Annotated in this window: 13 protein-coding genes and 1 pseudogene; 4 read left to right on the forward strand and 10 right to left on the reverse strand. The window is 66.0% G+C overall.

Annotated elements, in window-relative coordinates; genetic code table 11:
- Nucleotides 1–98, reverse strand: a pseudogene (locus tag VF662_RS02750) (response regulator); the annotation flags it as partial.
- 286 nt (nucleotides 99–384) lie between these two features.
- Here VF662_RS02750 and VF662_RS02755 point away from each other — a divergent pair.
- Nucleotides 385–597 (forward strand): NepR family anti-sigma factor, encoded by a 213-nt coding sequence (locus VF662_RS02755; protein ID WP_464137425.1) that lies wholly within the window; start codon nucleotides 385–387, stop codon nucleotides 595–597.
- A gap of 90 nt (nucleotides 598–687) precedes the next feature.
- Entirely contained in the window at nucleotides 688–2,202 is a 1,515-nt protein-coding gene (locus tag VF662_RS02760) for a sensor histidine kinase (RefSeq protein WP_464137427.1), read from the forward strand.
- 6 nt (nucleotides 2,203–2,208) lie between these two features.
- Here the strand turns inward: VF662_RS02760 and VF662_RS02765 are convergent, their stop codons facing one another.
- A complete protein-coding gene (locus VF662_RS02765; RefSeq protein ID WP_464137432.1) occupies nucleotides 2,209–2,397 on the reverse strand; it encodes a hypothetical protein in 189 nt (62 codons plus the stop codon).
- A gap of 366 nt (nucleotides 2,398–2,763) precedes the next feature.
- Between VF662_RS02765 and VF662_RS02770 the strand changes: the two genes are divergently transcribed.
- Nucleotides 2,764–2,892: a hypothetical protein gene (locus tag VF662_RS02770; protein WP_464137435.1), complete on the forward strand. Its 129-nt coding sequence runs from the start codon at nucleotides 2,764–2,766 to the stop codon at nucleotides 2,890–2,892.
- Nucleotides 2,893–2,952: 60 nt separating this feature from the next.
- Here the strand turns inward: VF662_RS02770 and VF662_RS02775 are convergent, their stop codons facing one another.
- Together VF662_RS02775 and argR are read right to left on the reverse strand one after the other, a co-directional pair.
- Nucleotides 2,953–3,318 carry a hypothetical protein gene (locus VF662_RS02775; protein ID WP_464137440.1) on the reverse strand — a complete coding sequence of 122 codons (366 nt, stop codon included), beginning with the start codon at nucleotides 3,316–3,318 and terminating at the stop codon, nucleotides 2,953–2,955.
- An 82-nt stretch (nucleotides 3,319–3,400) separates the two neighbouring features.
- Nucleotides 3,401–3,865: an arginine repressor gene (gene argR, locus VF662_RS02780; RefSeq protein WP_464137443.1), complete on the reverse strand. Its 465-nt coding sequence runs from the start codon at nucleotides 3,863–3,865 to the stop codon at nucleotides 3,401–3,403.
- 82 nt (nucleotides 3,866–3,947) lie between these two features.
- Between argR and VF662_RS02785 the strand changes: the two genes are divergently transcribed.
- Nucleotides 3,948–4,115, forward strand: coding sequence for a hypothetical protein (locus VF662_RS02785; RefSeq protein WP_464137446.1), 168 nt, complete (start codon nucleotides 3,948–3,950; stop codon nucleotides 4,113–4,115).
- Between the two features lie 2 nt (nucleotides 4,116–4,117).
- On the opposite strand, the gene VF662_RS02790 is transcribed toward VF662_RS02785, so the two are convergent.
- The 6 genes from VF662_RS02790 to VF662_RS02815 all read right to left on the reverse strand — a co-directional run bounded on the left by VF662_RS02790 (nucleotide 4,118) and on the right by VF662_RS02815 (nucleotide 8,120).
- On the reverse strand, nucleotides 4,118–4,660 hold the full coding sequence (locus tag VF662_RS02790; RefSeq protein ID WP_464137448.1) for a PilZ domain-containing protein: 543 nt from the start codon (nucleotides 4,658–4,660) through the stop codon (nucleotides 4,118–4,120).
- A 99-nt stretch (nucleotides 4,661–4,759) separates the two neighbouring features.
- Nucleotides 4,760–4,912, reverse strand: a complete 153-nt coding sequence (locus tag VF662_RS02795) for a hypothetical protein (RefSeq protein ID WP_464137451.1) — start codon at nucleotides 4,910–4,912, stop codon at nucleotides 4,760–4,762.
- A 49-nt stretch (nucleotides 4,913–4,961) separates the two neighbouring features.
- Complete coding sequence (locus tag VF662_RS02800) at nucleotides 4,962–6,701, reverse strand: phospholipase D family protein (RefSeq protein WP_464137454.1); 1,740 nt, start codon at nucleotides 6,699–6,701, stop codon at nucleotides 4,962–4,964.
- Nucleotides 6,701–7,477, reverse strand: coding sequence for a twin-arginine translocase subunit TatC (gene tatC / locus VF662_RS02805; RefSeq protein WP_464137456.1), 777 nt, complete (start codon nucleotides 7,475–7,477; stop codon nucleotides 6,701–6,703). Before tatC ends, VF662_RS02800 begins: the two co-directional genes overlap by 1 nt.
- The gene (gene tatB / locus VF662_RS02810) at nucleotides 7,474–7,830 is read right to left on the reverse strand and encodes a Sec-independent protein translocase protein TatB (protein WP_464137458.1); all 357 of its coding nucleotides are present in this window, start codon (nucleotides 7,828–7,830) and stop codon (nucleotides 7,474–7,476) included. The genes tatC and tatB overlap by 4 nt, the downstream gene beginning before the upstream one ends.
- A gap of 29 nt (nucleotides 7,831–7,859) precedes the next feature.
- The gene (locus tag VF662_RS02815) at nucleotides 7,860–8,120 is read right to left on the reverse strand and encodes a twin-arginine translocase TatA/TatE family subunit (protein ID WP_464137459.1); all 261 of its coding nucleotides are present in this window, start codon (nucleotides 8,118–8,120) and stop codon (nucleotides 7,860–7,862) included.
- Between the last annotated feature and the right edge of the window lie 73 nt (nucleotides 8,121–8,193).

An 8,193-nucleotide genomic window follows, 5' to 3' on the forward strand; every position in this document is an offset into this window, starting at 1 on the left:
CGGACGAACGCGTCGCCATGCCCCTGGCTGCCGGTAAGCGCCCGCGCATAGCGGCGCAGGAATGGAAGATGCGGCGCGAGATCCTGACCAAGGGACATGTTCGTTACGACTCCTTCTCGAATTGCGGCCCTTGTGATTGCCTGCCCTGCGCTTTGCAAGCCCGGCCCTGGAGCCGTGCCTGCAGCACGAATACGATCAAAAAAGCTGGCCCAACCGCTGCTCTGATGGGTGTGGAACAAATCAACCAGTTTTTTGTTTCCACGCCGACACGGTCCGCCTAGCGCGTACCGGCTTCAGGTGCTTCCCTTGCGTTTTGCGTGTCGCGGACAAAAGGGGGCTGACTTACACTGCGGGGACGGCGGTAGCCGTGAGGGGTATTTCGCTTTGAGCTTCGAAACCGAAAAAGATGCCGAGACACGGCGCAAGTCCGCTCAGACCTCAGACTCCTCCGACACCCCTCACAGGGCGCAGCCGAAAAAGGGCAAGAAGGGCTCCGGCGGAGCCGACCTCGGCCAGGCGCTTCGCTCCGCCTACCAGCGTACGATAGACGAACAGATTCCGCCCGATCTGCTCGACCTGCTCGGAAAGCTTGGATAAAGCCGCGCCGAAAGGCGTTCGCACGACGTGCAGCAACAAAATACAGGCTGGTTCGCATCCAAATTCGCGGGTTTTTCGACCCCGCTGAAGATGTTCTTGATCCTGAGCGGCTGCCTGCTGCCGCTCGGGCTGATCGCGATCCTCGCCTCCATCCAGAGCGCTCGGCAGAATATGAGCGATCACCGCCAGGCGGTGGAGGCGCGCGTGGAGCTGAAGGCGCAGCGGATCAACGCGGCGCTGGCCCGCAGCGTTCTCACCATTCGTGCCGCGAGCGCCCCGATCCGCATCACCGACGGCGATTCCGAGGCCTGCCAGACCACATTGCGCCGGCTGGAACGGCAGCAGGGGAACGAAGGACGGTTCGCGCTCTACGGCAGGCGCAACGCCCTCGCCTGCGCCAGCCCCGGCTTCGTCCCCGGTCCGGCCGTTCGGGCGCCTGCGGGCATTCGGGCGCTTGTCTCCATCACGCCGGACGGCGAAGCGCTCCACTTCTCGCTGTTCGACGAGCGCGGCAATCTCGAGGGAATTGGCGCGCTCCCCCGCAACAGGATCGGACAGATAGCCGAGCTTCCGGGCACGCGCACCGAATACGATCTCACGCTTTCCCAGAGCGGGCGGCGCATGATGGTTCATGACGGCTTCGAGGATGGGCCGCTGATCCGCACGGTCGATGCCGACGCGCCGGCGCTCGCCGGAAGGTTCCGGCTCCACATCCACACCGGCGCTTCGCCTCTGAGCGCGGCCGAGCTGCTGATGACATTGCTGCCCATCTTCATGTGGATGGGCGCGGGGCTGATCGGCTGGCTGATCGTCGATCGCTTGCTGCTGAAGCCGCTCGTCAGGATGCAGCAGGCGGTGTCGAGCTACCAGCCGGGCGATCGCAACTTCCATTTGCCCCTGCTCGCGACGCCGGCGCGCGAGATCCGGGAGCTCGGCCTCGCCTTCGACCGGGTGACGCGCACGGTCGCGCGGCACGAAGCCGATCTGGAAGCCGCGCTGGAGCGCCAGACGAGGCTCGTCCGGGAAGTGCACCACCGCGTGAAGAACAATCTGCAGGTGGTCGCTTCGCTGCTGAACCTGCACGCGCGCGGCGCCAAGGGCGAGGATGTCGCGGCCGCCTACGCCTCGATCCAGCGGCGGGTCGACGCGCTCGCGGTCGTCCATCGCAATCATTATGCGGAGCTCGAGGACAATCGCGGCGTCGCCGTGAAGCCGCTCATCTCGGAGCTCGGCGCGAACCTGCGCGCCACCGCGCCGGCATGGGCATCGCACATGCAGATCCGGCTCGATGTCGAACCCTATTACGTCACTCAGGACGTCGCCGTGTCGCTCGCCTTTCTGGTCACCGAGCTGGTGGAGCTCGCGATGTTCTGCGGAGCCCACAACGTCTCGATTTCGCTGACCGGCAAGAGCCAGAACCTCGCCCGGCTCTCCGTCGAATCCGAGAGCCTGCGCTCGGGCGCCAGTTGCGACGAGCAGGTGTTCGCCCGCTTCGACCGGATCGTCACCGGCCTCGGGCGGCAGCTGCGCACCGGCATCGACCGCGACCTGGAGCTGGGCTGCTACGCGCTCGACATCAACGTGGTCGACAAGGCGGAGCGGTAAGACGGCTCAGCTTGTGCGGTCGTCGCGGTTCCTGGGATTCTCCTGCGGGACCGGCCGCGCGACCGTCTCCTGCTTGGCGGCTTCGACGGTTCCGGCGCTCTCCCCGCGGTCGGCCGCGATATCGGTGTTGCGCACTTCATCCTGGTGCACGCCGTCAATGTCCGAATGCGGCGTGGCTTTGGGCGGCTGGGCCATTTGTGATTTCCTCCGTTTGAAGCAACAACCTGCGAGCCCGACGCGGGTTGCGTCGAGGACGCTGGAGGCACGCGCAAGCTTTTTGCTTTTTTTGGAAATTTTTCAGCGCGGGGCGGAACCCCTGCCCGTGTGCCACGTTCTGCTCTTCGGATAGCGACCTTTTGCCCCCCCGCTCTCGCTATCCAGAACATGAGCCCGGACGCGCTAACCTCCCCCCCCCCCCGGTAGCGCCTCCGGGCTCAACATTTTTCCGGGCTCCCCACATCTCACGACCCGCTTTTCCCAAGCCGTCTCGTTACGCGTGGGAACCGTTCCGCTCCGGCGGGCATTTACCTCCCACCTACAGCAGCGTCGGGAGAGACAAAGATGCTCCGCAAGACCTTCAACGTAATCCTGGTCACGAGCGCGATCGCGACGCTCGTCGCCTGCAACACCGTTCGCGGCGCAGGCGAGGACGTTCAGTCCGCTGCCAATGCGGTCGACAAGAAGACCTGAGGTCCGAGCTTCGGCAAAAAGGGGCGTCGCCTTCGGGCGGCGCCTTTTTTTTGGTCGTCGTCAGGCGCGGACGATCGCCTGCCTCTTCGCGCTTTTCCGCCGATCGCGGCCGCGGCGCCTGTCGACTCGAAGCGACGGCGGTGGGCCATCGCTGCCGGCGACGCGGCGGTCACCGCCGCTTCGCTCCTCCCGGACGGGAGCGGCGCAGACGGCAAGTTCGGTGAGCTCCAGCGTCTCTTCCGGTACTTCGGCCGGCTCCGGGCGCGGCTTCCAGACGATCCTGAACCAGGGCGGCGGCGCCTCCCAGCGCCCCTGAAGCTCGACCAGGTCGAGATCGCAGCGGGCGCATTTGCTGAAATGCGTGCCTTCGTTCCAGATCGTCCTGGCCGAAGCCTTGTGCCCGGCAAGCGCACAGATGATGGTCAAATCGGCAGTCCCCACAGCCACGGCCGGAGGCGGCCGCAAGCGGTCAGTAGCCGAAGATGGTAAACAGGCTCTAAAGCCCGTCCTAGTCCCGGGAGAGGGCGCGGAAGCGCCCCGCCATGGCATCGGGCGCCACTCCATCGCGAAGCGCGAGGAACAAGGTGTCGTCGCCGCAGATCGTGCCCGCCACCTCCTCGAGCTGCGCCTGATCGAGCGCGAGGCCGACGAGGTGGGCGGAGCCGGGCGGAGTTTTGAGAACGACAATGTTGCCGGCCGATTCCACCGACTGCACCCATTCGCTGAAAATGCGCTGAAGCCGCGCCGCCGCCCAGTCGCTGCTCCCCATCTGATCGGGCAGAGCATAAGCGATCGCGCCGCCCCGCTTCACCTTCACCGCGCCAAGCTGGACGAGATCGCGCGACACCGTCGCCTGCGTCACTTCAAAGCCCTGGGCCTTCAGCCGCTCGGTCACCTCTTCCTGGCTTGCAAGCGCCTCCGCCCGAAGCAGGTCGGAGAGCGCTTTCTGTCGTCGGCTTCGGCTGTCGCTCACGAAACATCTTTCACATTCATCTTGAGTATATGCACGAAAATGCATATTTATGCAATAACGTGAGTTAATGCAGGTGTTGGCGATGAACGTGGTCGAGTGTTCGAGAGAAAAGCCCTGGGGGATCCACCCCGCGCTGCGCCATAACCATTGCCCGCGCTGCGGCTGGGCGGCGCCGGAGCCGCCGGCGCCTCAGGCAGTGCAGCCGCCCGGCTGGTCGGTGATCGAAGGCGGCCTTGGAGCCGCAGCCTGAGCTTAGTCGGTGCGGCCGGTGTCGAAAAGCACGGGCGCGGTGAAAGCGAGGCCGGTGAGGCTGCCCTCGACCCAGCGGACTTCCGCCGGCACCAGGATGCCGCCTTCGAACCGCACGAGCACCTTCGATCGCGGCGCGAGCCCGACCGGGTCCGCCCCCATCAGCCCTCCGGCGGAGATATTCTGGATGGCGAAGCTGTGCGGGGATCCGTCGATCAGCAGCTGAAGCGTCCGTCCCTCCGTCGGCAGCCGTTCATGGCGGCGCCGCTCGGCCCAATCCACTTCCTCCGAAAGCGCCTTCTGCCAGCTGAGCTTCCGGCTCGGCATCTCGGCCCGGCCGGCGCCGCTCCATTCCGCTTCCGCAAGCGCAACCGCAGTGCCGCAGAAGCCGCACTCGGCCGTCATCCGGCCGACATACCATTGCGCACGGCCGCAGCCGGGGCAGCGATTGCTCTCGTTGGTCCGGTAGACGACATGGTGGCCGCGGGCGGGGAGATCGGCGCCGAAATCGCGTTGCGCCCTCTGGTAGATCGTAACCCCGGCCATTGTTGGAAGCTCCTGCCCGCCTGTGATTTCAGGCGAATCTAGGAGCCTGGGCTTGCGAACTGGTTACCAGAACGGGGGACCCGAGAAAGATTTTCGGGATCAGTAGAATTTCAGGACGAGGACGATCGCGACGGCCAGCGCGACGATTGCCGCAAGGAACTTGACGTCGATTGCCCTAAGCCGCGCTTTCAGGTGGTAGCGCGTTGAATAGTCCAGATTTTTCGTCACGATTCGGCGGAAGAAGTCTCGCATGCGCGCCTGATTGCCGGAAAGCGGAATCGCGTCAACAAGATGCCTCAGCTCAAACGAGATCGTCGGGGATGAACCAGTAGGGCCGGGCGAAGCGGCGGGCGCGGCCGAGCTGGTAGGGAAGGACGAACCCCTTCCGGTCGGCGGGCTCGGCGGCGCTGTTGAAGCGCGCCGCGTCGCGCCACCCCTCCAGGTTCATCCGCTCCGGAAGCGCTCCGCCGAACAGTTGCCACCAGAGCCGGCGACGGAACTCGGCGATGCCGTCGCCCGCCTCGTGCCAGAGGAAGCCAAGTTCCGTATCCCACTCGAAGCTTCTGCCGTTGATGTTGGCGGAGGAGAGCAGGCACAGGTCGTCGTCGGCGATCAGAAGCTTCGAATGGATGTGGATCACGCCCGATCCGAATGCCGTGCCCCTCGTCTCGACGAACTCCTTCTCGCTCGGCTTCACCGGCTCCTGCTTGGCAAGCGTGAAGAGGCCGACGCGCTGCGGCCCCGCACGCCTCAGCAGCCGCCCAAGCGCCCGCGCCTGCAGATGCTCGCCATGGCGGTGGGCGAGATTGTCGGCCTGCCCCTCGAACGCGATCTCCTCCGGCACATTGGCGATGAGGATAATGACTTCGAGCTCGGGATTGGCTTTCAGCGCCTCCTCGATCCAGTCGGCTGCGGCTTTCGAGCGGAAAAATTGCGCTTCGATGTAAAGCTGCCGTCGCGCCGACAGGATCAGCCGGCGGTGCGCAGCCTTGATCTCGCGGATCCCGTGCCTCGGGCCGATGGCGAAGGCGGAGCTCGACTTGCGGGAAAGCGTGCGGACCAGCTGCACCGTTGCAGTCCCGGCCGGCAGCTGGGGAGCCGCCGGAATGAGCGGGATGTCCGTCAGCGGATCGAGCATCAGTTCGCGGCCGCAGGCGCCGGTCCACTCCGCCACGATTTCGCGGTAGCGAGGCAGCTCCCGGTTCCAGAGCCGGCCGAAATGGCGCGCGGCGTCCTCCACCGCCGGCCCCTCGATCAGCGCCGACAGATCGTGCCAGGTCTGGTCGGCGCGCTGGCGGTGGCGGCGGTCGTCCCAGCGGCGGTCGTCCAGGTCCATTCCGCCGACGATCGCCTGGCGCCCGTCGACGATCGCGAACTTCTGGTGATAGGTGGCGGGCCACAGCCGCGGCGGCGGCCCGGCTTTCCAGCCGGTCGGCTTCTCCTCTTCCCAGGCGAGGTAGCGCCAGAGGCCGGGGCGGGTCTCGATGCCGCCATCTTCCGCGCTGCCGCTCCCCAGGAGCTTCTCGACAAGCTTGCGGATCCGGCCGCGCAGCAGCGGCCGCAGGAGCTGGCGCCAGAACCAGCCGATCTCCCCCTCATGCTGGATGACGATCAGCTGCAGCCGCTCGCGCGTGGCTTCGGGCAAGCTTGCGGCGATGTCGCGCAGCCGCCGGAAGGTGTGCCAGGAGCCGGCATGGAGGTGATCGGCAAGCACCGGCTCGAAATCGGCGAGCAGGATCCGGACCTCCACGCCCCGCGCGACCGCATGATGGATGAGGCTTCCCCAGTCGAGCAGCCCCATCGACCGCGCGCGTTGGGAGTGGGTCTCCGTCTCGGGGTCGAAGATGCGGAAGGAGAGCCAGACGCTGCTCGTCGCGTCGAGCACCAGCTGCTCCAGGGCCGGGAACATGTTGGACGCTTCGATCAAGGGGACGACGCGGCAGCCGGTCCGCGGCGGGCTTGGAAGGGTCCAATCCGGCCCCTCCCCGTTCCCCAGCATTGCAGTGTGCCGATCGATGAAGCGCGGATCCGCCTCGGCCATCAGAGGAGTTCGGTTCCAGTCTCGCGCGCGCGGCGGCGCTCGGTGAACCAGATGGCGATCAGGGACAATTCGTAGAGGAGGATCAGCGGCACGGCGAGCATGAACTGCGAGAGGACGTCCGGCGGAGTCGCAACCGCAGCGACCGCGAAGGCGATCAGGATCGCGTAGCGGCGCCCCGCCTTGAGCTGCCGGCGAGTGACGATCCCGGCCCGCTCGAGCAGCATCAGCAGCACCGGCAGCAGGAAGGCGATGCCGAAAGCCAGGATGAAGTGCATGACGAGGCTGAGATACTCGCCGATCGACGGCAGAGCCTCCTGCTCGATGCCGCCGATATTGCCCTGGTAGCCGAGGAAGAACTTAAACGCCGTCGGCATCACCACATAATAAGCCAGCGCGCCTCCCATCACGAACAGGACCGGGGTGGCGATCAGGAAGGGCAGAAAGGCGCGTTTCTCCTTCGCGTAGAGCCCGGGCGCGACGAAGGCCCAGATCTGGTTCGCGATGACCGGAAAGGCGACGAAGAAGGCGGCGAAGAAGGCGACCCGCACCTCGACGAAGAAAGCCTCGTAAAGCTTCGTATAGACGAGCTTCCCCTCCCCGGGCGGGAATGCGCGCACCAGCGGCTGGGCGAGGAACGAGAAGATGCGGTCCGCGAAATAGAAGCAGACTGCGAAGGCCGCCCCGAGCGCCAGGAACGACCAGATGAGCCGCCGCCGAAGCTCGATCAGATGATCCATCAGCGGCGCGCGGCTGCCGTCGATCTCATCCTCGCTCATGGCAGCTCGCGCCCTTCGGCGGCAGGCGGAAGCGCCTCTGGCGCCGGACCGGCGGAAGGGGCTGGAGCGGCCGCATCGGCGGGAGGGGCTGGAGCGGCCGCATCGGCCGCCGGGAGGGTCGGATAATCGCGCATGATACGCTCATTCTCCTCCTTCCACTTCTTCTCCATCTCCTCGAGCTCCGACTCGCGGATCATGGTGTCGATGCCGGAGCGGAAATGGCGCGCCATGCCGCGGGCGCGGCCCACCCAATAGCCGACGGTGCGCATCACGCGCGGCAGGTCCTTCGGCCCGATCACGACCAGCGCGACCAGGGCAACGATCAGCAATTCAGTCGGTGCAATATCGAACATGCGCCCCTGCCCCTTAAGAGGCGCCGCCGTTAAGGCTCGCGCCGCTCAGCGGGATCGGCAGTGCGGATCGGATCAACGGGGCGTGCGGGATCGGCGGAAGCGTCAATCGTGCGGTCGCCCTCGATGCGGCGCGGCGGAGCGGAGTGCTCGTCCTCCTCGCTCATGCCCTTCTTGAAGCTTTTGATGCCCTTGGCGACATCGCCCATCATGTCGGAGAAGCGCCCCTTGCCGAACAGGAGCAGGATGATCACGCCGACGACGAGCCAGTGCCAGAGGCTGAAACCACCCATTACAATTCTCCAATACGCCTGGAGGTCATCTAGTCCTCCTCGCCCTCACTTTCCAGTTCTAGCTGATCGGGGG

Source organism: Allosphingosinicella sp. (genome assembly GCF_036387215.1).
GTDB lineage: Bacteria > Pseudomonadota > Alphaproteobacteria > Sphingomonadales > Sphingomonadaceae > Allosphingosinicella.

What these genes read in the sequence shown, in the direction of transcription:
- VF662_RS02760 (WP_464137427.1), top strand. Translation starts at nt 688, where the DNA reads ATGTTCTTGATCCTGAGCGGCTGCCTGCTGCCGCTCGGGCTGATCGCG.
- VF662_RS02765 (WP_464137432.1), bottom strand. Translation starts at nt 2,397, where the DNA reads ATGGCCCAGCCGCCCAAAGCCACGCCGCATTCGGACATTGACGGCGTG.
- VF662_RS02770 (WP_464137435.1), top strand. Translation starts at nt 2,764, where the DNA reads ATGCTCCGCAAGACCTTCAACGTAATCCTGGTCACGAGCGCGATCGCG.
- VF662_RS02785 (WP_464137446.1), top strand. Translation starts at nt 3,948, where the DNA reads ATGAACGTGGTCGAGTGTTCGAGAGAAAAGCCCTGGGGGATCCACCCC.
- VF662_RS02790 (WP_464137448.1), bottom strand. Translation starts at nt 4,660, where the DNA reads ATGGCCGGGGTTACGATCTACCAGAGGGCGCAACGCGATTTCGGCGCC.
- VF662_RS02795 (WP_464137451.1), bottom strand. Translation starts at nt 4,912, where the DNA reads ATGCGAGACTTCTTCCGCCGAATCGTGACGAAAAATCTGGACTATTCA.
- VF662_RS02800 (WP_464137454.1), bottom strand. Translation starts at nt 6,701, where the DNA reads ATGGCCGAGGCGGATCCGCGCTTCATCGATCGGCACACTGCAATGCTG.
- tatC (WP_464137456.1), bottom strand. Translation starts at nt 7,477, where the DNA reads ATGAGCGAGGATGAGATCGACGGCAGCCGCGCGCCGCTGATGGATCAT.
- tatB (WP_464137458.1), bottom strand. Translation starts at nt 7,830, where the DNA reads ATGTTCGATATTGCACCGACTGAATTGCTGATCGTTGCCCTGGTCGCG.
- VF662_RS02815 (WP_464137459.1), bottom strand. Translation starts at nt 8,120, where the DNA reads ATGGGTGGTTTCAGCCTCTGGCACTGGCTCGTCGTCGGCGTGATCATC.